Consider the following 25,754-nt stretch of genomic DNA (forward strand, 5'->3'; position numbering starts at 1 on the left):
GAGGGAGGCGTACAAGTGGAGGCGAGGCCGATGGGCCAGGCGATGCATCGTTATTTCATCTTTGAGACCGCGGCCGGGTTCTGTGGCATCGCCTGGAACGATGTCGGCATCACGCGCTTTCAACTGCCGACCAGCACGCGAGATGGGACCGAGCGGCTGTTGCTGCGGCGGCTGCCTTCCGGGGAGGCGTCGGAGCCGACGCCCGTAATCCAGGCGGCGGTGGAAGCCGTGCAGCGCTACTTCGAGGGCAGGGAGGTCGATTTCTCCGGCTTCGCGGTGGATCTGCAAGGCCAGGACGAATTCTTCCTGCGTATCTACGCGGCCGCACGAGCGCTGCGCTGGGGCCAGACCACGACCTATGGCGGGCTCGCCAAGGAATTGGGCGTCGGGCCGGAAGCGGCGCGCGATGTCGGCCAGGCCATGGCCAAAAACCCGGTATCGCTGATCATCCCCTGCCACCGGGTGCTGGCCGCCGGCGGCAAGATCGGCGGGTTTTCAGCGCCCGGCGGTTCGACCACCAAGACGCGCATGCTCGAACTGGAAGGCGTCCATCTGGAAGAGCAACAGCCCAAGCCCGCACAGCAGTCTTTCGGCTTCTGAAGTAAGGCTGCTCCAGCGCGGGGCGCCTGAAGCCTCTCGCGTGATGAGGGGTTCACACGCCAGGCTTTAAGCTCCTGCTCTTTTGGCGTTTTGCAAAACCGATGCGCAGTTTTGCGCGATATTCATTAGCCTTTGGACCGTTGCTCGGCTTCGCGTTCGTAGACCGCGAGGAAGGCCTTGCCCATCAGCGAATTCTCGTTCTCGATGCTCTTTCGCAGGACCGCGGAGCGGGTTGCCTGAATGGTCCGGTCGTCGGGTGCGGCTACGCTGGCGAACTCCACGAGTTGAACCGCGAGGCGGAAATTCCCTTCCTCCGAAAGCTGCGTGGCCCGCACCGCAAGCTTTTCGGCGCCGCCGGCAAGTGTGGCCAGTTCCGATGCGAGATCGGCGGTCCTCGGCGGCTTGAGATGGGCTGCGTCACCATCGAACCAGCCGGCGTAGAAATGGTAAATGCCGCGGACGAGGAATTCCGGGTCGTCGTATTTGGCTGCCAGATAGGGCTTGGCCAGATATGCATGCGGCACCTTCACCGCATGCAGGATCTCGTCGAGTGTTGCGCCCCTGTTGAGGAGCGCGAGCGTTTCACGCACAAGATGCTCGAGCGCCTCTGCCCCGTGGCGCAGCATCTCGGCCGCGCGCTCTTCACCAAAGACGACCGGACCGTGACCGGGAATAAGGACCGCCGGGGCAAGCGCCTCCATCCGCCGAAGCGCCGCCGCCCAATCCGCTGTATAACGCTGCACCTTGCGCGGATTGCCGGCATTCGGAAACACCCAGATAACGAAATCGCCGCTCGCAAGGACGCGCCGTTCCGGCAGCCAGACGAACGTTGCGTCGTCGGTCTCGCCCCTGCCGTGAAAGAGTTCGATCCGCTCGCCGCCTATGGAGAGCGACAGGGTATCGTCATAGACCACGTCCGGTCGCCGCTGGCCGATCGGGTAGACGTAGCCCGGTTTGTTGAACTGCTGGCTCTGCGCGATGCTGTTGTAGCCATGCGAGGCTTCGTAGCGCTCCATCCGCCGCTGCACGTTGCGGTGGGCGACGATCCGCGGGCGCGCTAACCCGCGCGCATCCGCTTCCTGGTCGATAACCGTGATCCCGCTGGTATGGTCGATATGGCCATGCGTGAAGATTACGGTGTGTATGGGGCTGTCGTCCCACGAGCGTATGACGTCGAGGGTCTGCTTTGCCGTTTCCGGCTTCGCGGTATCGATCAGGACCAGGCCGTCCGGCGTGCGGATGGCCGTCACGCTGCCGCAGAAATAGGTCGTATGGACGGTGATGATATCGTCGGCGATGTGCGTGATGGCGCCATGCGAGACGGCGGCGGTCCATTTTTCCATCGGAGCCGTGCCGTCCCACAGACGCTCGAACAACGGGTCGTGTCTCATGATCTTTCTGTCCTCGAAGCAATCGCAGACAGCTTTAGCACTGCCGGCCGTGGTTGGAAGCCGGCACGTGCGGTCTTGGGAGCATGCCTCAGGCTTCGGGCTCCATCATCGGAGCCGCTTGCTCACTGAAGAAGCTTGAACAGCTTTCCCAAGGTACCGCTGTCCTGTGCCGGCTGCTCGGCTTCTGCGGCGGGTTGCTGCTCAGGCTGTGGCGTTTCCGGCGCCGGCTGTTCTGCAGCCGTGTCGGGCGGAACTTGCCCTTCGACAGGCGGTGCCGCCTCGGGCTCGCCGCCGCCACCGCCGATGATCTGCTCGATGGAGAGTTCGCTGGCTTCGCCCTTCGGCTGCTTGCCAATCGCGCCGCTGAGGATATCGCGAAGCTTTCCTCCTTTGCCTTCCCCGGACAGGAGTTCGTCGAGCCCCAGCTTGCCGGTCGGCAAGCCGAGCTTCTTCAAGGTCGAAAGCGCGGCATCGGGGTTTTTCAGAAGGCCCGAAAGGTCGGGATAGATGCGCGGAGCGGCAAACGACCCTTCGATGATGACCGGCACGCCGATGCCTTCGGTCGCGATGTCGGCGCCCTGGCCTTGCAAGGATGCGACCACGCGTGGATCAAGCCGGAAGTTCAACTGGTCCTCCGGCAGGTTTGCCTCGCCCTTGCCGCTCATCCGCACGAGCGGGCCGACGAGCTTGATGTCGTCGGTGCGCGCAACGCCGTTCTCGATCGCAAAGGATGCCCCGAGTTCGGTAAAGCCGGTCGCCTTGTTGTCGTTCTGCTTGAAGCCGGACGACATCAGGCCAACGAGATTGTTGTAAACGTCGGCAACGTCGATCCCGCGGATGGCGCCGTCGGAGAAGCGGACCTGGGCCGTGCCCTTGAGCGATCGCTTGAGTGCGCCGGTCGTGCCGCCGGCGCCTGCAATGTCGAACGTCGTCTGCAGTGCGCCTTCGAGATGCTTGAAGTTCGCAAGGTCGGTCAGCAGCGGTGCGGCAGAGGCGCCCGCTATCGAGGCCTTGACCGCGATCGACGGCTCCGCGCCGGAGCCGTCTGCGGTTAGGCTTGCGGCCACCTGGCCGCCATAGAAGGGGCTTTCGGGAATATCGAGGTTTGCAATGCCCTCGGAGATCTTCAGCGAGGTTGCGACCGGCCCGGCGACGACGCGGCCGTAGGCGAGCTTCTCGGCATCGACCTTGATGGAGGCATCGATCGAGCGAAGGGCGGACAGGTCCAGCGGAGCATCCGTGGTAGGGCCTCCGCTTGATTTTCCCTTAACCTTCGCCTGCGGCGCTGCCGAAGGTGCGCCAGCCAGCCGCGCGAGGTCCAGTTCCATGAAATGGAGCGCGCTCGAAATTTTGAGCGGTGTCCCGAGTTCGACCGCACCGTTGCCGCTTCCCTCGACCCCGTTGACCGAGAGCGTGGCCTTCTGGAACGCAACGCCGGCAGTGCTTGCCTGCACGTCGCCATTGAAGGCGAATTGCGTAATGCCGCCCGCGTCTGCCTGTCCGATCCAGGCAAGAAGCGCTTGCAGGTCTGCGGCCGCGAAGTTCACCTTTCCGGCGTAGCTGCCCGCAAGCGCTGCCTTGCCGTCCAGCGCAAGCGTCGCCTCCTTCGTGCGCACATCGAGCTTCAGCGGGATATCGCCCGCGCGGGCGTTGGCGTCCATCAGCAGGTCGCGGACCGGCAGTGTGAGGTCGATCTCGGCCGGTTTGCCGCGCCACACGAGGCTGCCCGCAAGGCGCATCGGCTTGGCAAGGCCCTCGATCTTGAGGGCGAGCTTCTTTGCCTTCACCTCGGCCATGGCCGGATCGGCGATGCCGGGAATGACGATGGTCGCGTCGCGCAGGCTTGCGCCGCCGGTTACGTTGATCGTCTTGCGCACGGAGCTTGCGCTCAATCCGCGAAACGCGAAGGCCGTGTCCATCGTCACGGTCCCCGTCAGCGGCACCGCTTGGCCGGCGAGAGCCGCCAGTTTGGAAACGTCGAGCCCGTTGCTGACGACGCGGCCCTGGAAAATTGGCTCGGCGGTGCTGACGTCGGCAGCGAGATCGGCGGCAACGCTGCCGGCGTCGATCCCGAGATGTTCGAGCCGCCCTGTCAGCTGCCCGTCCTTGAGCGTCGCCGTCAGCGTGACGTCGGAGGCGGAAATGTCGCCGACGGCAAGGGCGCCGACATTGACGCTGATATCGGCGTCAAAACCGGCCAGCGCCTGCAGGCCCGCAGTTGCCTTGGCCCTGTCCGTCCGGCCTGCCGGTTCCTCGGGCTGCGTGGAGGATGCGGCGGTCTCGCCGCCCTCGAGAAACGCGCTCAGGTCCAGCCGCTCGGCGTTGAGGTCGGCGAGGAACCGCGGGCGGCTGCCCGGCACGAACAACGCGTCGAGCCCGAGCGCTTCATCGCCGATCGTAAGCTTGCCGCCGCGGATCTGGTAACCGCCATTGGCATTCAGCGCCACCTGGCCGCTGGCGGTCAGTTCGGTGAGCCCGGCCGCGAGCTGAGGCTCGGCCTCCAGGGAGAGGGTGAGTTCGGCGGGCTTGTGCTCAAGCAGCGGACGCAACGGCGAAATGGCAAGCGTCACCTCGTAGCGCCGGCCCTCGACGCCGGCGCCGGCCGAGAGCGACAGTTCGCCATCGATATCCGGAACGGCGAGCGTAAGGTCGAGATCCTTGACGACGTCGACCGAGCCGCCGGCGTCCTCCTGCCGCAGCGTTCCCTCGCTGATCGAGATCTTGTCGATGGCGCTTTTCTCTAGGAAAGCGACGAGGGCAGCGAGCGGATCGCGCGGTTCGCTCGCGATCGCCTGTCCCGCCTCAATCTCCCCGTCTTGGGCGGCGGCCGCGGCCTCTACCTTCGGCCGCAGCGCCACGACAGGGCGTACAAGCCTTACTTCCCTCACGTGCAGGCGGTCGGACCAGAGCGAGGAGAGCGTCACGGAGCCCGCGACTTTGCCGATCTCGGCCGTCATGCCGTCGGCATCGAGCGAGACGTTTTCGGCCACCACCGCCAGATGCGGGACGACGGAAAGCCTGACCGGGCCGTTGAGCGCGATCGCGCTGCCGGTCGCGTTCGAGAGTTGCCGCCCCAGTTCGGCGCGCATCCAGTCGCTCGAAACGAAGCTGGGCAGGATCATGACTGAAACGACAGCGAGGACGCCGAGCGCCAGCAGGCAAAGAAAGAAACGCCGCATGTTTCCCCTCGTTGCGAAAGCGATTGATTCGGTATCGTTTTCCAGTGCGCGCCGTTTTGCAACTCCCGTGGCGATCTGCCTTCTCGCCATGGTTGCGCTATCGCGCGGCGACACCCTCTTCGGCGACAGCTGCATCGCCCATCTCGGCGGCTTTCCTCTCGGTCACGGCGGCCGAAGCGACAACCGCGCGCGGACGATGCACGAGCGTGACCAGCACGAAGGACAGGATCATCAGCAGATACCAGGCGCCGAGCTTTTGCACGGAGACTAGCGTCCAGCCGGCATGCTGCGAGGGATAGATCCAGGCCCGCGACCAGGTCCCGATGTTTTCGGCGAACCAGATGAAGAGGGCGACCAGCAGGAAGCCGAGGAGCAGTGGCATGCGGTGACGAAAGCGGAAGACGCGATAATGCACCGTGGTGCGAAGGAAGAGGATCGCGGTCAATCCGAACAGCGCGTAGCGAAGGTCGATGATGTAGTGGTGGCTGAAGAAGTTGACATAGATGGCAAGGGCTAAGAGCAGGGTGGCAAAGAGCGGCGGATAGTTGCTGTAGCGCATGTCGAGAATGCGGGTCACGCGCGCCAGATAAGAGCCGACGGCGGCATACATGAAGCCCGAAAACAAAGGCACGCCGCCGATGCGGAAGAAGCTCGGCTCTGGGTAGATCCAGGAGCCGACGGAGGTCTTGAAGATTTCCATCAGGGTGCCGACGATATGGAAGATCAGGATGACCTTGGCCTCGGCGATCGTCTCGAGCTTGAAGACGAGCAGCGAGACCTGGATGGCGATGGCGCTCAGGAACAGGAAGTCGTAGCGGGCGAGACCACTGCCTTCGGGCCAGTAGAATTTCGTTGCCAGCATCAGGGCCAGCATGGCGCCACCGAAGAGGCAGGCGAAGGCCTGTTTGATGCCGAAGACCAGAAATTCGGTCAGGCCGCCAAGGAGGCCGCTTGCCGGAAGCCGGTCGAGCACGCCATGGGCCGCAGCGTCGATGCGCGCCTCAAGGCTCGTAAACCGCCTCTCCTCGGGCTTTCCAACCATCCGCATCGCCTCCTGTTGCCGTCGCTGCTGCGATGGCCTGACAATGCGGTTGAATTGTGGATGGGTGGAAACCGGGCCGTGTGGGGGCCGCCGCGCGGCCGTCACCGCCCGCAGGCGGCGGGATGGCGACAGGCCGCAAGCAGCGTTCGTGGCGGTCGATCAGCGCGGGAAAGCGTAACGGTCGACGATCGCCCAGATTTCCCGGTTGACCTCCTGCAGCTGCTCGATCACCTCGTTGATCCGAGTGATCTCGGCCTCGTTGATCTGCTCGATCTTGCCGTACTTGATCGTGTCCTTGCTGTCGAAGATCGCCATCAGCTGCGTGCTTGCCTGATCGCCGGTTTCGTCGAAGGAATAGATGCAGTGGCTGTATTTGTTGCGGAGTTTCGCCTGCCGGCCAAGCTGTTGGGTAATCGCAAGAATTTCCTGCCGCTGGGCGGCAGGCGTCTTTCCCATCTTGGTCAGCCGCTCGACGAGTTCGATGCGGGCCCGCGTCGTGTTCAGCGTCAAGAAGATGACGATCGCGGTTTCCTTGTCGACCCGGGCGAGGCCGGCGATGAGGTAGATGAGCAAGCTCTCCGTATTGGTCCACGTATAGTTGAGTTGTCCGATCAGAAGTAGGATCTCATGAAATTTCGCCATGGGCCCCTGCCAACGCTTTCGTCCGTCAATGGACAAACGCTAGAATATCCCATTCTGGCGGCGAGTAAATTTGTTCCGCAGGCGTCCTGCAGGGCCTGAAACGCAACGCCCAGCCCTGTCGTCGGCTTGGCGCCAGCGGAAGGTTGATGGCCACATTTTACCTAACCCACGGGTGAAGACATTTCGCCGTCGCCGCTAGCCCGCGGTGGTTAGCCCGAACTGACAACTTACAATGTGTATCGGTTTTCGACAGACTCTCCAGCGCAACCGGCGAGCAGGACGCATCGGGCCTTATGGGGCTAGCACTGCATCGAATGGCAAAATGCCCTTTAGGGAACCTGATCCGGTCCTCTCGACCCAATAGGGGAGAGGCAGCCAGAAGAAAGCAATCGAAATATCGGCATGCGGACGCTGCGGCGTCCAGGAGGAACCATTTTCATTAAGTTCAACATGTAGCCCGCGCATGGCCCAAATCCGCGTATGAGAAGAATGCGGCTCGGCTGTCGCGGCCTCAACTTGAGGTGATCGTTATGAGCAAGGACAAAAATATCCTGTGGCCATGGGATGACAGCCAGTCTCAAGATCAAGACCAGGATCAAGGGCAAGGCCAGGGTCAAGGACAATTGCAGGCGGAGCTGCAGGGCCAGCTTCAGGGGCAGGGACAAGGCCAGGGCCAGGGGCAAGACCAGGGACAGGGCCAGGATCAAGGGCAGGGCCAGGACCAGGGACAATCGCAATACAGCGAGTCCTACAATGGCAACCTGAACGGCAACGGAAACCTGAATGGCAACGGCAACGCCAATGCCAACGGTAACGGCAACCTGAACGGCAATGGCAATGCCAACCTGAACGGCAACGGCAACGCCAACCTCAACGGTAATGGCAACGCCAATCTCAATGCCAACCTCAACGAAAACAGCACCCATGTCGACGTCGACAGCAAGACGACGGTCGACGTGGACGTCGATCTCGACCTGAGCGGCTACAAGCCGTCGGACGACGACTTTGCCGATATCGACAACTCTTCGATCCACGGCATGGCGAACACGAGCTTCAAGGACATCCTGAACGGCTCGATGAACGGCAACAGCAACGTTGCCAACGTGTTCAGCCAGAACGCCATCATGTCGGATGACGACAGCGCCTCCGACATCAACAACAGCGGCACGCTCAACCAGAACGGCAACGCCAATGCCGGCGATGCCCGCTCGGGCGATGGCATTCAGGCCGGAGCCGACGGTGGTGAAGGCGGAAGCAAGGCTTATGCCAACGGTGGTGACGGCGGCGACGGCGGTCATAGCGTTGGTGGCTTCGCGGGCGCTGGCGACGGCGATGGCGGCGACGCAGACAACAATGCCGATGCGACCGGCGGTGCCGGCCTTGGCGGCATTGCAGCCAGCGTTGGCGTTGGCGGCGGCAGCTCCAGCGGTGACGCGAATGGCGGTACGGCGACAGCCGGTGCCGGTGGTGCAGGTGGTGCCGGCCTCGGTGTCGGCCTCGGTCTCGGTGTCGGCCTTGGCGTCGGCGCGGCAGCCGGCGGCGACGGCGGCAGCAACGGTGCCGGCAACGGTGGCACGAGTGGCGACGTCACGAGCGGCCCGGCAGGATCTTCGGATGCAGGTGACGGCGGCGATGCCGGCGGCTTCATCCTTCCGATCCTGAACCTCGGTGGCGACGGTGGCGACAGCAACGGTGGCAACAGCGTAGCGGTTGGCGATACCGGCAGTGCTGACGGTGGTGATGCCGGCGATGCCGGCGACGGCGGCGGCGCTTTGGGTGCTGGTCTTGGCGCGGGTGCTGGATTCGGCGCCGGTGCAGGCGTCGGTGGTGCCGGCGGCGGCGGTGGCGATGCCTATGCCGGTGGAGGCTCTACGGGTGACTCGACCGGTGGTGACGGTACCGGTGGCGCAGCGACCGGTGGTCACGGCCTAGGCGGCCTCGCGCTCACGGGTTCTTGGGCAGCCGGCGGCGACGGTGGCGATGCCTACGGTGGCCATGCACTCGGTGGTGCCGGCGGTGCCGGCGGCAACGGTGGCTTTGCGACCAATGGCGATGGCGGCGCGGGTGGCAGCGCCGGCATGTGGGGCTCGTACAATGGTGACGACAGCTTCGTCGAAGGGCTCTCCTCGGCTTCGGCAGACGCAGTCATCGACACCAACGCCTTCAACCAGCAGATCGTGCTCGGCGCGAACCTGCAGGGCAACACGATCGACATGACGGTCGTCGGTGGTGATTACACGACCACTGCTGTCGGCGACGACGACAACACCTGATCGGTGAGGGGGCGTCGATCCGCGTCTCGCGGAATCGACCCGAGAATGACTGCGCGGGACGCCTCTCGCGCAGTCAGGCACGACCCGCCAGCCGGCGGGGACTGCCGGTGACAAGAGGAGGGCCTGACCTTGTATTCCGCAAAGATCACCGAGGCCATTGCCCATTTCATCGGTCTCTTCGAACTCTCTACCGAAGAGGCGCGTCTGCGTGAAATCCATGAGAAGTTCGACCCGGATCGTGACGTCCACAAGGATCCGAAGGAGCTCGTTTCTGCGCCGGTCAAGGTGCACGCACCTTACGATCTCGACGACTTCAACCCCGACATCCGGTACAAGCCGGTCGGACCGGACATCTTCATGCCAACTCCTGACGGCTATGCTGGAGTGTCCTTCCCCGAATACCCGATTTTTGGCGGCTCCCTTGGCCGCGCCAGCTCGGAAGCCTTCCTGCAGGGCGGATCGCCGAGATCGGCCTCGCAGGTGGTCGAGCCGCACATCAACCCGCCGGGTTCGGTTGCGGTCTATAGCAACCAGGTCGCCGAGCTTTCGGACAACGACTTCGTCAGCGTCGGCGGGCATGGCCTGACGTCCAGCCTGCAGATCGACAACAGCGCCACCATGACCGAGCTCATCGGCGCGGCACAGCAGGTTTCGCTGTTTGGCGAGACCGATGTCGCGGGCTCCAGCGATGCGATCGCCAACCTCGTAACGAACGCGGCTGAAAGGCTCGATGCCTATGCGGCCAGCGACGAGGCCGAGGCCGAGGGGATGACCGTCAGCCACTTCGTTGCCAAGGCAAGCGCGCTTGAGGGCATCTATGTGAATGGCGTGATCGTCGAGGAAGCGCCTGTTCTCAAGGATCATCTGCCGGGTGAGGACGAGGCCACCGAGACGCCGGACGAGCCTGAACTTACGAACGGGCCGGTCGAGGTCAGCGGCGGCGTCGCATACGGCGAAGGCGCCGTCTCGATCAACAGTTCGGTCGAACTGGAGACCGGCAGCAACACGCTGGTCAACTCCGTCGTGATTACGAGCAATTGGCTGCAGGCGGAAGTGATGGCCGTGGCCGGCGACCACGTCGCGCTCAACGCGATCGTGCAGATCAACGCCTATTGCGACAGCGACCTCGTCAGCTCCGCGCTCAGCGGCGGCAGTCCCGAGCAGGCTGCCACCCAGGCGTTCAACATCGCGATGTTCAAGCACGTCGAGCCGGCTCAGGAACCAGCCCACGCCGAAACCGGGGACTTCCCCAAGGCCTGGGCGATCACCGAGGTCAAGGGCGACCTGATGATGGTGAACTGGTTGCAGCAGTTTACCTTCATGTCGGACCAGGACACGGCGATCCTTTCGGCTTCCGGCTCGAAGCTTTCAATCGTCGCCGGCGACAACACCGCCGCCAACGAGGTGTCGCTATTGGAACTCGGATACCGCTTCGACCTGATCTTTGTCGGCGGTAGCGTCTTCGATGCCAACATCATCCAGCAGACCAACATCCTGCTCGACAATGATCTCGTCGGTTCCGTCGGCGGATTTCACACCAGCGGTGCCGGTTCGGTCTCGACCGGCGGAAACCTGCTTTGGAACTATGCCGGTATCGTCGAGGCCGGTCGTGCGGGCCCGGTCAATCCGATGTCGGACGGTTACCTGTCGGCGCTGCAGGATCTGTCGGAAGGCAAGAAGCCGTCGGGCGACGACTTTCTGCATGATGGCGCCTTTGCCGGGCTCCATGGCTTGCGGGTGCTCTACATTTCCGGCGATCTCATCAGCCTCAACTATATCCAGCAGACCAACATTCTCGGCGACAGCGATCAGGTGACGCTGGCGATGAACGCGCTCGAGGCGCGCCCGGATGCGGACTGGACCATTTCCACTGGCTCGAACGCCCTACTGAACTATGCCGGGATCGTCGATGTCGATACCGGCAAGACGATCTATGCCGGCGGCGGCGCCTATTCGGACGAGGTGCTCATCCAGGCAGAGCTGGTCAAGAACGATCCCTATCTGGGAAGCCAGAACCCGGATGCGCTGGTCAGCGAAGCGGTCGTCTTTCTCGGCGACGACATGCTCACTCCGGATTTCGGTCACCAGCCGCAGGATCAGATCGCGCCGAGCCATGGGCACGGCATCGATACGGCCAGTGCCGACCCCATGCACAGCATGGTCGCCTGATGGGAGTGCGGGAGGATAGTCATGACCGACCGCACCAATCCGTCGCGGCCAGCGTCCGCCGAAACCGAATGCGAGGACGTTTCGCACGCGGGGGAAAACGGAACACGGCCGGAAGCGTCCGGCGCCGACGCCGCGCGACGGCAGTTTCTGCGCAAGCTCAATCATCAGGAACACGTTCTGGACCGTGCTGTTAGGGAGATCGACGGGGTGGCGGACCAAATAAGAAGAGTGGCGGCAAACGGCGCCGGCGAGGATGGCAACTGGACCCCTTCACCCGTTTCGCCTCTTCCCGGATCGGGCGTTGCCGCAAGGCCGGTACAGATCACCGGTCCGACACCCGCCTTCGCACCGGCGCGCGCTGCTGCACCGGCCGCACCGATCGGGATCGCGCAGGCGTCAAGTGCACAGACGGGAACGCTACGGGCGGATGCCGCTGAGACGGTCAACGTCACGTCGCGGCCGTGGCCTCCAAAGACCGAGCCCGTGGCCAGGCCCGAGCCGGCTCTGCGCGGCGAGGCGACGGTCGAGCGCCGCCCGTTACAGGGGGAACCAAAGCCGGAACCCTGCATCGAAAAGCCGGTCGGAAAACCGGCTGCCTGGCCGACGGCGGAGATGAAGGAGCGATATTCGCCTTCGGGCATGGTGGTGATCGAAGCCGACCGTGGGCCGATCAAGGCCGAGCCACGGTCACCCGACAAGGGTGGTGGATCGTCCGATAAGGGCGGCGGCGGAGGCGGTGGAGGGGGCGTCTTCCACAAGCGCCTTGGACCCGTCGATTTTTCGGCGAGCCTCAGCGCCGGTCTCAAGGCGATCCGGCAGAACCTGATGATCGTCATGCTGTTTACGATCGTCACCAACATCCTCGTGCTTTCGATCCCTGTCTATCTGTTCCAGATCTCGGACCGGGTGCTGACCAGCCGCTCGGTCGACACACTGGTGATGCTCTCGGCGATCATCGTCGGCGCGGTGCTGTTGCAGTCGGTTTTCGACGCTATTCGGCGCATGATCCTGATGCGCACCGCCGTGGAGGTGGCCGCGCAACTGGGCGCGCCGATCTTGAGCGCGGCAGCGAGAGCCGCGCTGCATAGCAATGGGCGCGAGTATCAGACGCTGGGCGACCTGCAGCAGCTTCGCTCCTTCCTCGTCTCCGGCACGCTGCTTTCGTTTCTCGATGCGCCGATCGCGCCGCTCTTTCTGGTGGCGGTCTTCCTCATCCACCCGCACCTCGGCATGATCGTCGTCACTTCAGCTGTTCTTCTTCTCATCGTCACGCTGTTGAACCAGAAAGCGACGGCTGCGGCGTTCGGCGAAGCGACCAACTTCCAGACCAAGGCCAACCTTCACCTCGATTCGATGTCGCGCAATTCCCAGATCATCAACGCACTGGCGATGATCCCGGAGGCCGTGCACATCTGGGGCAAGGACATGGCCGGTTCGCTCAAAGCCCAGGTGATGGCGCAGGACCGCAACATCGCTTTTGCGTCGCTGTCCAAGGCGGTGCGCCTCCTGACGCAGGTGACGATGCTCGGTTGGGGGGCCCATCTCGCCCTCAATGGCTCGCTCACCGGTGGCATGGTGATTGCGGCGTCCATCATTGCGGGCCGCGCGCTTGGGCCCATCGAGGGCGCGATCGAGGGATGGAGCCAGGTCATTCAGTCGCGTGCTGCCTACGGGCGCATTTCCGCGCTGCTGAAGACGTCACCACTCAATTTCGAACGGTTGAAGCTGCCGCGGCCCGAAGGGCGCCTCGACGTCGAGCGCCTGCTTTTCGTTCCGCAGGGCACCAAGCGCGTGGTGCTCAATGGCATTACCTTTGCGCTGGAACCTGGCGATTCGCTTGCCGTGATCGGCAGCTCCGGTGCCGGCAAGACGACGCTCGGCAAGATGCTGGTTGGATCCATCCTGCCGACGTCAGGCAACGTCCGGCTGGATCTCATGGACCTGAGGAACTGGGACCAGCGGCAGTTCGGCGAAAGCATCGGCTACCTGCCGCAGGATGTGCAGCTGTTTCCCGGCACGATCAAGGCCAATATCGCCCGCATGCGCGAGGATGCCACCGACGCCGACATCTACGCCGCTGCCAAGCTTGCCGACGTCCACGACATGATCGCCATGCTGCCGCACGGATACGAGACCGTCGTGGCCGCCGACGGCTCGCCTCTATCGGGCGGCCAGAAGCAGCGCGTCGCGCTTGCCCGCGCCTTCTTCGGTAATCCACGCATGGTCGTGCTCGACGAGCCCAACTCCAATCTCGATACCGCCGGCGAGGCGGCGCTGACGCGGGCGCTGACCCATGCCAAGCGCGAGAAGATCACGGTTGTCACCATCACTCAGCGACCGGCGCTTTTGAACAGCGTCGACAAGGTTCTGCTGCTCGTCAACGGCACGGTGGCGCTCTTCGGCATGCGCCAGGACGTTCTCAAGGCACTTGCGTCGCGGGGTGTGAATACCGAAGGCAACCCGCTCGAACAAAACCAGCTTCCGTAGGCGATCATGAGCGACATGGCCAAAGTGCAGGATCTGACCTGGTACGCAGAGGTTCCGCGTTCAATCTGGCAGCATACGATGATCGGCCTGGTGCTGATCGTCGTGACCTTCGGTGGCTTTGGCCTTTGGGCCTTCACCGCGCCTCTGGCGGCAGCCATTATCGCCCAGGGCAGCTTTGTCGCAACCGGGCAGAACAAGGTGGTCCAGCACTTCGAAGGCGGGATCATCAAGGATATTCTCGTGAGCGAGGGCGACCGCGTAACCGTGGATCAGCCGTTGGTGCGGCTGGACGAAACGGCAGCACAAGCGAACGAGAGGCAGTATTTTCTGCGCTGGGCGCGACTGGAGGCGATCGTCGCCCGGCTGACCGCGCAGGCGCACGGTTTAAAGCAGATCGTGCTGCCCGCGGCTCTCACGGAGCATGTCAAGAAAGATCCTGAGATTGTCCCGATCGTGCAGAGCCAAGAGCTCAATTTCCAGACCTGGAGGAGCAAGCTTGATAGCGATATCGGACTGTTGAAGCGGAATATCGAGAGCCTGGAGTTCCGTTCGCAAGGTTTTCAGGAGCAGCTGAAATCGGTGCGCGAGCAACGAGTCCTGCTCGAGGAGGAATACATCGGCAAGAAGACGCTTTTGGCTAAGGACCTGATCCGCAAGACGGAGATCAAGACCATCCAGCGCGCGATCGCCGATGCAGAGGGCCAGATTGGCCGTCTTATGTCCGAAGTCTCGGAGACCGGCGCCCAGATCCTCAAGCAGCAGCAGCAGGTCAACCAGACCGAACAGAGTTACCAAGAGGCCGCGCTCGACGAATTGCAGAAGGCCGAAGGTGAACTGGACACAGTGCGTGAACAATTGCGCGGCGCGACCAATGTGCTCCGCCGCGCGACGATCAACGCGCCGGTGACCGGCACGGTCATCCGGATGCATTTTCATACGTCCGGCGGCGTCATCGAGAGCGGCAAGCCGATCATGGAAATCCTGCCGGCCGACGTACCGCTTATCATCGAGGCGCAGGTGCTGCGCACCGACGTCGACAATATCCGGGTCGGTGAGAAGGCGACGGTGCGGCTGACCGCGCTGAACCAGCGCACGACGCCGGTCCTCAATGGGCAGGTCTTCTACGTGTCGGCGGACGCCCTGCCGGTGCAGACGCATGAGGGCACGCGCGAAGTCTATCTGGCGCGCGTCAGCCTTCCGGCAAGCGAGCTTGCAAGAGTTCACAATTTCGTCGTGACCCCCGGCATGCCGGCGGAAATCCTGATCCAGACGGCGGAGCGCACCTTCTTCGACTATCTCACCAAGCCGATCCGCGACAGCATGGCGCGCGCCTTCATGGAAAACTGACTGTTTCGACCGGCAGCAACGCCTACGACGTGAAACCCGTTTCCGCCTGCCGGCGTGTCGCCTGAAAGCATTCGCATTTCGCCGGCATCACCGGCCGTTCGATCGCATTTACGGCGGCTCTGGACCGGTGCGCCGGTGTTGCGCTGCGCGCATAGCGCATAGCTGGCTTGCGCAAAATCCGCCTACGATTTGGGCAGATAACCTGTATATTCACCTCATCGAAGCAATGCATCTCCTCCCGCAGAGCTTCGACGGGTGAACGATCTCCTCCTCCCAGGCTGCTGATCGATTTTTGAGAGCCTGCCGCTCCTCCCGCGGCGGGCTCTTTTATTTTTCGGCTGACGCTGCCGGCAATTGCGTCCCTCAAGCGACGTATCGGCGACGCTCCGCCCCCCACGATCAACAATGCACGCCCGTCCACGGAACCAAAGCGCCCGGTTAGCGGTTACGCCTGTGGAGGTGCGTGATGTCTATCCGGCACGTGAAATCCGATCTGCAGTCGAAACCGCAGCGCTGGGCGTTTCACCATGGCGCGGGGCGCCTGCGGGCAGGAGATGCAACCCGCAATCAGCCCACGACGGAGGGGCGGCCGGCCCCGGTGGTCGATGCCGGCGACGGTGGCCTCGTCGCGCCGGATCTTTCGGGGTCGCTTGCCTCTCATCGCAACCGGCAGCCGCAGACGCACGACTATAGCCGCCGGACGGTGGGCCGCGAGGCTCTGGCCTCCATTCGCGACCTGCGCGACGAAGACTGCAGCGGCGGGCCGATCTGGGCCGCCTTGCTCGGCGACAATACGAGCGAGGGCATGCGGCAGTTCATCGGGCTCGTGCTCGCCTTCATCTTCCTGTCGGCTGTTTTCTTCTGGTTCCTTGCCTAGAAGGCATAGGGCAGCTGGCCCGGGCATTTTCCAGGTTGACCGTTGATCGCCGAGGCCTAGATAACCGGCGACATCCCGTCCTCCCTCCAATGCCAGCGAGAGCACCATGCACTACAGAACCCTCGGCCGCACGGGCCTGCGCATTTCCGAAATCGGTTACGGTGCCTGGGGCATCGGCAAGAGCCAGTGGCAGGGCGCAAGCGATGACGAGTCCGCGCGCGCCCTCAACCGAGCGGTCGACCTCGGCCTCAACTTCATCGACACCGCACTCGGCTACGGTCAGGGTCACAGCGAGAAGCTGATCGGCGCCTTGCTGCGCGAGCGGTCGGAGACGATCCACGTCGCCACCAAGATCCCGCCGAAGAACATGCAATGGCCAGCGCATGCCGGCACGCCTGCCGAGCAGACTTTCCCGGCCGATCACGTGATCGCCTGCACCGAGACGAGCCTGCGCAATCTCGGCGTCGAGACGATCGACGTGCAGCAGTTTCATGTCTGGTCGGACGAGTGGGTCGGCCGCGGCGACTGGCTGGAGGCGGTCGAGCGGCTGAAGCGCGACGGCAAGATCCGCTTCTTCGGCGTTTCGATCAACGACTACGAGCCGGACAATGCGCTCCGGCTGATCGAGACCGGCGTCGTCGACAGCGTGCAGGTGATCTACAACATCTTCGAGCAGGCGCCGGAGGAGAAGCTGCTGCCGGCGTGCCTGAAGCACAATGTCGGCGTCATCGTCCGCGTGGCGCTGGACGAAGGCGGCCTCACCGGCCAGATCCGCGCCGATACCGTCTTCCCGGAAGGCGATTTCCGCGAAACCTACTTCCGCGGCGAGCGCAAGCGCGAGGTCGAGGAACGGACGCAGAAGATCGTCGAAGACCTGGAAATCAAGCCCGACGCGCTGGCCGAGACGGCGCTGCGCTTCGTTCTCAGCCACCCGGCGGTATCGACGGTCATTCCCGGCATGCGCTCGGTGCGCAACGTCGAGCGCAACTGCGCCATCGGCGACGGTGCCGGCCTGCCGGATACGCAGCGGGCGAAACTGACCGCCCACCGCTGGCGGCGCAACTTCTATCGGGATTGAAGATCGGCGACGTCTCTTTGAAGACGGGGCGTTGCCGAGGCGCGGGCGCCGGCTTCTGTTTACGGGCGGACGTTCGCTTCGGAGGAAGGCAATGTCGGAAACGGTCAACGTCCGCTACATGGTCGACGACGTCGAGGCGGCGATCGCCTGGTATACGACCCACCTCGGCTTTTCGCTTCAGTCGAGCTATGCACCGGCTTTCGCGGATGTGCAGCGCGGAGCACTGCGGCTGCTGCTGAGCGGGCCGACGAGTTCGGCCGGCCGGCCAATGCCGGACGGCGAGAAGCCGGGGCCGGGCGGCTGGAACCGTATCCATCTCCTCGTCGATAACCTCGACGCCGAAGTCGAGCGACTGCGCCGCGCCGGCGTCATGTTCCGCAACGACATCGTCACCGGTCCCGGAGGGGCGCAGATCCTTTTGATCGACCCCTCCGGAAATGTCGTCGAACTGTTCCAACCGGCGCGACGATAGCAACCGTGCGCCCGCTGGTCGTTGATGCGAGCTCCGGGTGGGGGCTCAGCCGGCGCTGGTGTCGATCACTTCGAAATCGTGGGTGATCGTCGCGGTCTTGGCGAGCATGGCCGAAGCCGAGCAGTACTTCTCGATCGACAGCGAAACGGCGCGCTCGACCTTGTTGACTGCGAGCCCGCGGCCCTTGACGATGAAGTGCATGTGGATGCGGGTAAAGACGCGCGGCTCCGTCTCGGCGCGGTCGGCGTCGAGTTCGACGACGCAGTCTTCGACCGGCTCGCGGCCCTTTTCCAGAATGTGCACCACGTCATAGGCCGAGCAGCCGCCGGTGCCGATCAGCACCAATTCCATCGGGCTCGGTCCCGGGGTGCGACCTTCCTCTCCGAAGGCGGTTCCCAAAACGACTTTGTGGCCGCTACCAGACTCTCCGACGAAGGTCCGGTCTTCCACCCATTTGACGCGTGCTTTCATGTGTCTCGTCCTGTTGTAGCCATGGCGTGATCATGGTCCGAAACAGAGCCGATGATCCTTCGTTCACATAGCGTCTTGGAGGGTTTTCGCAAATGGCCCGCGTCCGCTAAAATGGCAACCCGCGCCATTGGTGTGGGAGCGGACCACGCGCAAACCAGGCAACAGGTGTTTTGATGAACGAGACGACAGGAAATGCGCCTGACCGTTCCGGCGCGGTGATCCATCCGCCGATCGCCTGGGTGATGTCGGTGGGCGGCGGCCTGGTACTCGACCGGCTCCACCCGTTGCCGTTCGTGCCCGCGATCGTGCCGGACGCCCTCGCCGGCGGCATCATTTTTCTCGCCGGTCTTGCGCTTTTGATCTGGGCGGCGGTGAGTTTCAGGCGCGCGCGAACCGAAATCCAGATCCATCGCCCAACATCGACGATCGTCGAAGCCGGTCCCTACCGCTTCACCCGCAACCCGATCTATACCGGCATGTTCCTCGGCCTGATCGGCTTTTCCATTCTCTTCGACAGTCTGTGGCTGCTGATCCTGCTGGTCCCCTTTTATCTCGTCATCCGCTATGGCGTCGTGGCGCCCGAGGAGGCCTATCTCGAGCGCGAGTTCGGCGACGTCTATCAGGCCTACAAGGCGCGTGTCAGACGCTGGCTCTAATTGCCCAAGTCGGCATGCTCCGTGGTGATGAGGCCGGTTCGGACGTCGCGTCGCAGCACTTGCGATTTCGAGCGGGTGACCCGGCAAGCTCTCGATTGATTATGGCCTCGGCGGCCGCGGGCATGCCCTTGGGGCTATTCCCGGAATGGACTTGAGCGAGCGTCCATCCCGCTGGAATACGAAAGCTGGTCTTTCGTGCGGGAAGGTCCGGCCTTATCTCGGCGCGACGATCCCGTGATAATAGTCGCCGTCGCCAGCCTCATAGTCAGCGGTGTAGCCGCCACCGCCACCGCCGGTCTGGGAGCATCCGGCGAGGGCTAGAACCATTGCCAACAGGATTGTAGCGCGCATTTATTCTACCTTTCAGTTGAACTGATCACGACAGGTCTGCCATGTTGGCATACCTAACACGCCCTATGGGGTCTGATCGAGTGCGTGTGGCGATCCGTGCCTATGGCAATGCGACGCGCCTCAAACGTGTCGTGATCGCCTGTCGAAGGCGATCACGACCGCCCGGCTACGGGCGCTTATAGATGCGGTCGTATCTCCTGTGCCCACCTCTTTCAGGTAGGTTGCTGAGAAGGGCCATAGACTATATGGCCCTTGACCTCACTTCCGGAACAAGGAGGACACATGACTTCGATCGAACCCGTCTATGGAACCGCGACGCTGCTGCTGATTGCGGCGGCAGCCGTCGGCTTGCTTCTTTTTCTTATCCTCCGGTTGCGTCTGCACGCCTTCGTCGCCCTGGTTTTGGTCAGCCTGTTGACCGCGCTGGTGACCGGCATCTCGTTCAAGGACGTGGTCCCGACGCTGTTGCAGGGGTTCGGCTCGACGCTCGCCTCGGTGGCGCTTCTCGTCGGCTTCGGCGCGATGATCGGGCGGATGCTGGAGGTTTCCGGTGGCGCACAGGTGCTCGCGGACCGGCTGATCGGCCAGTTCGGGCCTGAGCGCGCGCCTTTGGCGCTCGGCATCGCCTCGCTGCTCTTCGGCTTTCCGATCTTCTTTGACGCCGGCCTCGTGGTCATGCTGCCGATCATTTTCAGCGTCGCGAGCCGCTTCGGCGGTTCGGTCCTGCTTTATGCGCTGCCTTCGGCGGGCGCTTTCGCGGTGATGCACGCATTTCTCCCGCCCCATCCGGGCCCGGTCGCCGCCAGCGAATTGCTGGGGGCGGATATCGGCCTGCTGGTGCTCGTCGGTCTCGTCGTCGCTTTGCCCACGTGGTATCTCGGCAGCTACCTCTTCGGCCTCTGGGCGGGCAAGCGCTTCGAACTGCCGGTACCAACCCTTCTCGGATCGCCGAGCGAGGCGGCGCGCGACAAGGTGCCTCCGTCTTTCGGCACCGTCATGCTGGTGCTGCTGCTGCCGCTCGTGCTGATCTTCCTCAATACCGGCCTTTCGACACTGGCCGCCGCGAAGATGATCGACGGTGGCGCCTTGTGGGTCAGCATCCTGCGCATGGCCGGGCAGACGCCCGTCGCCCTGCTGATCACTGTGCTTGTCGGCATGTGGGTCCTCAGCGGCGAGCGCACGCTCAAGGACATGGAGAAGCTGATGGATGGGGCACTTGGCCCGATCTGCGGCATCATTCTCGTCACCGGAGCCGGTGGCATGTTCGGTGGCGTGCTGCGCGCAAGCGGCATCGGTCAGGCGCTCGCCGGCAGCCTCGAGGCGATCGGCATGCCGCTGATCGTCGCCGCGTTCCTCATCTCCACGGCCCTGCGCGTGGCCCAGGGTTCGGCGACCGTGGCATTGACGACGACGGCAGGGCTGCTCGCTCCGACGGTCGCGGCGGCGACGGGGCTCAGCCCCTTCGACCTTTGTTTCCTCGTGATCGCTATTGCCTGCGGCGCGACGGTGCTGAGCCACGTGAACGATTCCGGCTTCTGGCTCGTCGGCCGTTTCCTTCAGATGGATGAACGGACGACGCTCAAGACCTGGACGGTGATGGAAACCTTGCTCGGGGTGATTGGCTTCGGCTTCGCGCTTGTGGGATGGTGGCTGCTATGAGCGAAGATCTGCAGCATATCGTGGTGATGGGCGTGTCCGGCAGCGGCAAGACCACTGTCGGCGAGGCGCTGGCCGCAAGGCTCGGCTGGCGCTTCGTCGAGGGCGACAGCTTTCACCCGCCGGAGAACGTCGCCAAGATGTCCGCGGGCATTCCGCTCGACGACAACGACCGTGAACCCTGGCTGCGGGCGCTGGCGGCAGAGATCGCCAAGGACGAGGCGGCCGGCCGCCCCTCGGTGGTCGGGTGCTCGGCGCTGAAGCGGTCCTATCGCGACATCCTGCGCACAGGCGCGCCTCGCGTCCGCTTCGTGCATGTGCACGGCGACCGCGCCGTGCTGGCCGACCGGCTCTCCCATCGGGCGGGACACTTTTTCCCCGCATCCCTGCTCGACACCCAGCTAGCAACCCTCGAGCTGCTCGGTGCGGACGAAGATGGCGTCGTCGTCAACGTGGCGCTCCCAACAGCTGAGCAGGTCGATCTCGCCATGCAGGGGTTGGGCAACTAGCCCAGCCCCGCTTGCGCTTTTCGCGTCGGCAGGCGGTCGTTGCACGCGATTGTAGCCGGCATCGGCGAGCGGCCTTTGCAGTTGCGCGGCCGGAACCAGCCGCGCAATCGCGTATCAAAGGCGACGTGATCCCTGAACGTCCGCGCATCCGGGAGCCTAAGCTCGAACCCGCGCGTGCTGGCGGAGGGGAGTGGGGGTCGAACCCACCCGGGACAGGCTCGCTGCCCCAACCGGATTTGAAGTCCGGCCGTCCCACCGGAGACGATTCCCTTCCTCAGTGTGCGAACAGGTCGCGGCGATGGGGATTTATGCGACGCAAGTCTCCCCTACGCAAGGTCAGGCCCAGCCGGTCGTAGAAATCGAGGATCTCGATGGCGACCTTGCGGCCGTTGTGCACCCGGTCGCGAAAGGCGGGGGCGGTGAACCAGCCGTCATCCGCCTGCGCTGCCACCTCGAGCACGATCGCTGCCATCTCCTCTACGACGGCGCGGGCGAAGAAATGGTCGTGCGCGATCTCGTGGGTCTGCCCGAGCCGCTGGGCGAGTTTCAGCACGCGCCTTATGTCGCGCTCGTCCGCATTGAGAAGGGCTGTGAAGTCGCGCACGCGCGGCGGCCGGAAGCGGTTGTCGTCGACGAGATGCGGATGGATCCGCTGCCACAGGTCTTCGTCGGCCGGCGACAGCCGGACCGCGTGGCCCGGCAGCCGCAGGAAGGCGCCGTCGAGCACGATGCGACCGGCAGCCGCTTCGTCTCTGAGGAACGCGAGGAAGCTTGCCGTCGGCAGGCGTGGTTTGAGCAGGAGCCGCAGCCGCTCGCGGCCGATACCGGCAAGCTCGGGGCTTTCCGCATGGAAGGCTGCGAGTGTGTCGGTCAGGCTCGCCCGCAGGCCGTCAATCGCTGCGGACGATAGCGCATGGTCGCCGATGGTTTTTGCTCCGGCGGCAAGCAGAAGTCCTGACAGCGCCTCCTCACCCAGGCCACGGTCGCGAAGGAAAGCCGCAAGCGCGATCGGCGCCAGATCGGACAGGGCCGAAAGAGCCGCCGCCGGGTCCGCGTTGCCAGAGGCGGCAAGGAAGGCCAGGCGCTCCGGCGTGCTGCGCTTTCGCGCCGGCGGGCGCAGGTCGAGAAAGCGGCCGCCGCCGATGGTCCGGCTGGCCGAGGTGTCGCGCAGGATGAAGCGGTCGCCGATGGTCGCGGCGATCGGACGGTCGAGGACCAGTTGCACCAGGCCCTCCATCCCGGGATCGAGAGGACCGGCAAGAGGCACGATCCGCGCGCCGACTTCCGTCGCGTGGCTGTGCAGGCGTACGGGAAACCAGGTGCCGATCGGCTTGGCCTCGGAGCCAAGCACGCGGACCTCCGCGTCGATCCGGTCCGTCGGGGCGTGCAGCGCCGGGGCGAGGACGACGTCGCCACGCCGGATCGCGTCCTTCGTCACCCGTTCGCCGGCAAGGTTCAGTGCGCAGCGTTGGCCGGCGAGCCCCTCCGATGTTTTCCGGTTCTGCGCATGGATACCGCGGATGCGGGCGGTCAGGCCGGATGGGCTGACGATGACCGTATCGTCGAGCGTTGCACGCCCGCCGAGCACCATGCCTGTCACCACGGTGCCGGTGCCTGAGAGCGTGAAACTGCGGTCGACGGCAAAGCGCAGCAGGCCGGCATCGCTGCGCGCGGCGGTCTCCGCTTCGGCGGCGGCGAGCCCTGCCCGCAGGGCCTCGATGCCTTCGCCGGTGAGGGCGGAGACGGCAAGGATCTGCGCCTTCGCCAGACCGGTGCCAGCGAGCGTTGCTTGGATTTCAGCTGCCACTTCCGCGCGCCGCTCCGGCCCGGCGAGATCGGCCTTGGTGAGCGCGACGATGCCTCTGGTGATACCGAGCAGGTCGAGGATGGCGAGATGTTCGCGGGTCTGCGGCATGACGCCGTCGTCGGCTGCGACCACCAGCAGCGCGAAGTCGATGCCGCCGGCGCCGGCAAGCATGGTGTGGATCAGCCGCTCGTGACCCGGCACATCGACGAAGCCGGTAACCGTGCCGCCGCCGAGGTCGGCATAGGCAAAACCAAGATCGATGGTGATGCCGCGGGCCTTTTCCTCGGCAAGGCGATCGGCGTCCGTGCCGGTCAGCGCCTTCACCAGCGCCGTCTTGCCGTGGTCGATATGCCCTGCCGTTCCGACGATCATAGCGCCGCCAGGGCCTCGATGAGCGCCGCGTCCACCTCGAGGCAGCGCAGGTCGAGGACCAGCGCGCCGTCGCGGATATGGCCGATTACGGGCAGGGGCAGGGCGCGAAGCCGTGCGGACAGCCGTTCCGGCGCGTCGCCGCCGCTGCCCGTCAGCCGCAGCCCGGCGCTCGGGATCGTATCGACCGGCAAGGCGCCGGAGCCGACCTGGCTCTGGCAGGCGCAGGTCGCTGCCGAATAGCCATGCGGCTTGAGCAGCGCATCGATTGCCGGAGCGAGACGGGCCGCCTGTGCGGCGATGTCGGCTTCCGGTCGGGAGAGGAAGCGCAGCGTCGGCAGCCGCGTCTTCAGCCGGTCGGGATCACGATAGAGCTTCAGCGTCGCTTCCAGCGCGGCAATGCGGATCTTATCGAGGCGAACGGCGCGCTTCAGAGGATTGCGGTTGATCGCGGCAATCAGATCGCGCCGGCCGACAATGAGGCCCGCCTGCGGCCCGCCGAGCAGCTTGTCGCCCGAAAACGTCACGAGATCCGCGCCCTCGGCGACCGCTTCGGCGACCGTCGGTTCGCGCCGGAGGCCGAAGGTGGAGAGATCGACGAGCGAGCCCGAGCCGAGGTCGTTCAAGAGCGGCACACCAGCCTTGCGGGCAATCTCGGCCAGTCTTGGCGCCGGCACCTCGGCGGTAAAACCCTCGATCCGGTAGTTGGACGTGTGGACCTTGAGGATGACGCCGGTCTCGGGGCGGATGGCCCCTTCATAGTCACGCGGATGGGTGCGGTTGGTGGTGCCGACCTCCACCAGTTTCGCGCCGGCGCGGGCCATGATGTCGGGCATGCGGAAGGCGCCGCCGATTTCGATCAGTTCGCCGCGCGAGACGATTACCTCGCGGCCGTCGGCAAGCGTATTGAGCGCGATCAGCACGGCTGCGGCATTGTTGTTGACGATGGTGGCGTCCTCGGCGCCGGTGAGTTCGCAGAGCAGGCCACGCAGATGGTCGTCGCGCTGCCCGCGCCCGCCGCCGTCAAGATCGAACTCCAGCGCCAGCGGGTTGGCCATCGCGGCGCTCGCAGCGCGTACGGCTTCCTCGGCCAGGATGGCGCGGCCGAGATTGGTGTGCAGCACCGTGCCCGTGAGGTTGATGAGCGGGCGAAGGGCGGAGCGGGCAGCGATCGCCAACTCCTCGGCGACGCGGCGCGGCAGGTCGGCCGCAAGCGCTGCCCCATCCTCGCCCGCGCGGATTTTCTCCCGCGCGATCTCGAGCCGGGCGCGGACAGCAGTGACGACGGCAAGGCGGCCATGTTCTTCCGCCAGCGCCAGTCCCTCTGGCGAGGTCAGCATCTGGTCGACCGAGGGAAGCACGCGAAAATCCGGCATCAATACCCCGCGAGGTAGGGGTTGAAGCCACCGCGGCGAAAATCGGTCTCCTTCATCAGGATATCGAGGCCGAGGCTGCCGACGTCGTCGGCGATCGGCTCCAGGCTCGGGTTTTTCACCTGGTAGAAGATCTTGACCCAGGAATGGCATTCCCGGCAGGTCTCGGCCTTTACCGTCGCCTCCGAGGTCTCGACCGAACGATAGCTGATGCCCTTGGTCGAACCGCAACAGAGGCACTTCACCCGCACCTCGTTCCACTGCGTGGCGCAGCAGGCGCAGGCGGCGTAACGCACGTTCTCGACGCCCTGCGTGCCCACGACCGACGACGTCGCCGGGCGGCCGCCGCAGGCGGGACAGACGCCGAGGCCGACAGGGACGAGCGGTTCCGCAGCGAGCGTAGCGGCGAGCCGCGCCATGTGCACCTGCACCGCGGCTGCGACGAAGAGGTGGGGAGCGGCGCTGTCATCCGGAACCTGATCCGACAGGATGTTGGTAAGCAACCAGCGCCGGTCGCCGTCCTCGGCAGCGCGCACCGCATCGAGCGCCAGGCGCGCGGCGTCGGGCATGGAAATCTCGACAGCACCTTCGAGAAGCGCGTCGAGCGTCGCCGAAAGGCCGGGGTCATCGACAAGCACCAGTCGGTCGATCGGCGGCATTTCAGTGCGCGCCGCCTCGGCGACGCGCGCCGATGTCGGCGCCGTCACGGGCGGAAGGGTTACTGCCAAGCGAGCCTGGAGTTTGGAGAGCGCCGCAAGAAAGGTGAGGTAGGGCGCAAGCGCGTTGCTTTCAGCGAGGAACGCGAAGCGGCGCGCGCGTGTCTGGAACAGTTTGACCGGCTCGGGCAGGAAGGCCAGCGGCGGTGTCGGCACGCCGCCGATGAGGGAGGGATCGGGTTGTATGTCTTCAGCCATCGCATCTCCGGTGATCCGACGGAGACGCCGGATCATGCAGCATTCACGGTGCTACAGCGACCGTTGCGCGCCCGACAGGACGCGCGGCGCT

General features: G+C 64.6%; 20 protein-coding genes and 1 tRNA gene. 11 read left to right on the forward strand and 10 right to left on the reverse strand.

Translation table 11 applies throughout. The annotated features are described in order from the left end of the window. Positions 1-30: 30 nt before the first annotated feature. Positions 31-600 (forward strand): methylated-DNA--[protein]-cysteine S-methyltransferase, encoded by a 570-nt coding sequence (locus ACIQUG_RS10860; protein ID WP_402320957.1) that lies wholly within the window; start codon positions 31-33, stop codon positions 598-600. A gap of 125 nt (positions 601-725) precedes the next feature. Here the strand turns inward: ACIQUG_RS10860 and ACIQUG_RS10865 are convergent, their stop codons facing one another. The 4 genes from ACIQUG_RS10865 to ACIQUG_RS10880 all read right to left on the reverse strand — a co-directional run bounded on the left by ACIQUG_RS10865 (position 726) and on the right by ACIQUG_RS10880 (position 6,854). Beyond that, positions 726-1,991: an alkyl sulfatase dimerization domain-containing protein gene (locus tag ACIQUG_RS10865; protein WP_402320960.1), complete on the reverse strand. Its 1,266-nt coding sequence runs from the start codon at positions 1,989-1,991 to the stop codon at positions 726-728. A 122-nt stretch (positions 1,992-2,113) separates the two neighbouring features. Next, positions 2,114-5,170, reverse strand: coding sequence for an AsmA family protein (locus tag ACIQUG_RS10870; protein WP_402320963.1), 3,057 nt, complete (start codon positions 5,168-5,170; stop codon positions 2,114-2,116). 97 nt (positions 5,171-5,267) lie between these two features. Beyond that, positions 5,268-6,212 carry a DUF817 domain-containing protein gene (locus tag ACIQUG_RS10875; RefSeq protein ID WP_402320966.1) on the reverse strand — a complete coding sequence of 315 codons (945 nt, stop codon included), beginning with the start codon at positions 6,210-6,212 and terminating at the stop codon, positions 5,268-5,270. Positions 6,213-6,371: 159 nt separating this feature from the next. Next, positions 6,372-6,854: a hypothetical protein gene (locus ACIQUG_RS10880; RefSeq protein ID WP_402320969.1), complete on the reverse strand. Its 483-nt coding sequence runs from the start codon at positions 6,852-6,854 to the stop codon at positions 6,372-6,374. 530 nt (positions 6,855-7,384) lie between these two features. Between ACIQUG_RS10880 and ACIQUG_RS10885 the strand changes: the two genes are divergently transcribed. The 7 genes from ACIQUG_RS10885 to ACIQUG_RS10915 all read left to right on the forward strand — a co-directional run bounded on the left by ACIQUG_RS10885 (position 7,385) and on the right by ACIQUG_RS10915 (position 17,557). Next, entirely contained in the window at positions 7,385-9,127 is a 1,743-nt protein-coding gene (locus tag ACIQUG_RS10885; RefSeq protein WP_402320972.1) for a hypothetical protein, read from the forward strand. Positions 9,128-9,256: 129 nt separating this feature from the next. Beyond that, positions 9,257-11,296: a type I secretion protein gene (locus tag ACIQUG_RS10890; protein WP_402320975.1), complete on the forward strand. Its 2,040-nt coding sequence runs from the start codon at positions 9,257-9,259 to the stop codon at positions 11,294-11,296. Positions 11,297-11,317: 21 nt separating this feature from the next. Continuing rightward, positions 11,318-13,783 carry a type I secretion system permease/ATPase gene (locus tag ACIQUG_RS10895; protein ID WP_402320978.1) on the forward strand — a complete coding sequence of 822 codons (2,466 nt, stop codon included), beginning with the start codon at positions 11,318-11,320 and terminating at the stop codon, positions 13,781-13,783. 6 nt (positions 13,784-13,789) lie between these two features. Continuing rightward, positions 13,790-15,130, forward strand: a complete 1,341-nt coding sequence (locus ACIQUG_RS10900) for an HlyD family type I secretion periplasmic adaptor subunit (protein ID WP_402320982.1) — start codon at positions 13,790-13,792, stop codon at positions 15,128-15,130. Positions 15,131-15,596: 466 nt separating this feature from the next. Then, positions 15,597-16,007, forward strand: coding sequence for a hypothetical protein (locus ACIQUG_RS10905; RefSeq protein WP_402320984.1), 411 nt, complete (start codon positions 15,597-15,599; stop codon positions 16,005-16,007). A gap of 106 nt (positions 16,008-16,113) precedes the next feature. Continuing rightward, positions 16,114-17,085, forward strand: a complete 972-nt coding sequence (locus ACIQUG_RS10910) for an aldo/keto reductase (RefSeq protein ID WP_043623464.1) — start codon at positions 16,114-16,116, stop codon at positions 17,083-17,085. A gap of 91 nt (positions 17,086-17,176) precedes the next feature. Next, entirely contained in the window at positions 17,177-17,557 is a 381-nt protein-coding gene (locus ACIQUG_RS10915; RefSeq protein ID WP_402320987.1) for a VOC family protein, read from the forward strand. Between the two features lie 45 nt (positions 17,558-17,602). Here the strand turns inward: ACIQUG_RS10915 and ACIQUG_RS10920 are convergent, their stop codons facing one another. After that, on the reverse strand, positions 17,603-18,028 hold the full coding sequence (locus tag ACIQUG_RS10920; protein ID WP_275025234.1) for an OsmC family protein: 426 nt from the start codon (positions 18,026-18,028) through the stop codon (positions 17,603-17,605). Between the two features lie 173 nt (positions 18,029-18,201). Here ACIQUG_RS10920 and ACIQUG_RS10925 point away from each other — a divergent pair, with 173 nt between their 5' ends. Continuing rightward, the gene (locus tag ACIQUG_RS10925) at positions 18,202-18,684 is read left to right on the forward strand and encodes a methyltransferase family protein (RefSeq protein WP_402320991.1); all 483 of its coding nucleotides are present in this window, start codon (positions 18,202-18,204) and stop codon (positions 18,682-18,684) included. A 213-nt stretch (positions 18,685-18,897) separates the two neighbouring features. On the opposite strand, the gene ACIQUG_RS10930 is transcribed toward ACIQUG_RS10925, so the two are convergent. Beyond that, on the reverse strand, positions 18,898-19,035 hold the full coding sequence (locus ACIQUG_RS10930) for a hypothetical protein (RefSeq protein ID WP_402320994.1): 138 nt from the start codon (positions 19,033-19,035) through the stop codon (positions 18,898-18,900). Between the two features lie 282 nt (positions 19,036-19,317). Between ACIQUG_RS10930 and ACIQUG_RS10935 the strand changes: the two genes are divergently transcribed. After that, positions 19,318-20,694: a GntP family permease gene (locus ACIQUG_RS10935; protein WP_402320997.1), complete on the forward strand. Its 1,377-nt coding sequence runs from the start codon at positions 19,318-19,320 to the stop codon at positions 20,692-20,694. Beyond that, on the forward strand, positions 20,691-21,200 hold the full coding sequence (locus ACIQUG_RS10940; RefSeq protein ID WP_402321000.1) for a gluconokinase: 510 nt from the start codon (positions 20,691-20,693) through the stop codon (positions 21,198-21,200). Before ACIQUG_RS10935 ends, ACIQUG_RS10940 begins: the two co-directional genes overlap by 4 nt. A gap of 178 nt (positions 21,201-21,378) precedes the next feature. On the opposite strand, the gene ACIQUG_RS10945 is transcribed toward ACIQUG_RS10940, so the two are convergent. The 4 genes from ACIQUG_RS10945 to fdhE all read right to left on the reverse strand — a co-directional run bounded on the left by ACIQUG_RS10945 (position 21,379) and on the right by fdhE (position 25,663). After that, a tRNA-Sec gene (locus tag ACIQUG_RS10945) sits at positions 21,379-21,474 on the reverse strand. Beyond that, the gene (gene selB / locus ACIQUG_RS10950; RefSeq protein WP_402321003.1) at positions 21,475-23,379 is read right to left on the reverse strand and encodes a selenocysteine-specific translation elongation factor; all 1,905 of its coding nucleotides are present in this window, start codon (positions 23,377-23,379) and stop codon (positions 21,475-21,477) included. After that, positions 23,376-24,752, reverse strand: coding sequence for an L-seryl-tRNA(Sec) selenium transferase (gene selA / locus ACIQUG_RS10955; RefSeq protein WP_402321006.1), 1,377 nt, complete (start codon positions 24,750-24,752; stop codon positions 23,376-23,378). The genes selB and selA overlap by 4 nt, the downstream gene beginning before the upstream one ends. Next, positions 24,752-25,663: a formate dehydrogenase accessory protein FdhE gene (gene fdhE, locus ACIQUG_RS10960; protein WP_402321009.1), complete on the reverse strand. Its 912-nt coding sequence runs from the start codon at positions 25,661-25,663 to the stop codon at positions 24,752-24,754. Before fdhE ends, selA begins: the two co-directional genes overlap by 1 nt. Between the last annotated feature and the right edge of the window lie 91 nt (positions 25,664-25,754).

This window comes from Ensifer sp. NPDC090286 (assembly GCF_044769565.1).
In the GTDB taxonomy this organism is placed as follows: Bacteria; Pseudomonadota; Alphaproteobacteria; order Rhizobiales; family Rhizobiaceae; genus Ensifer.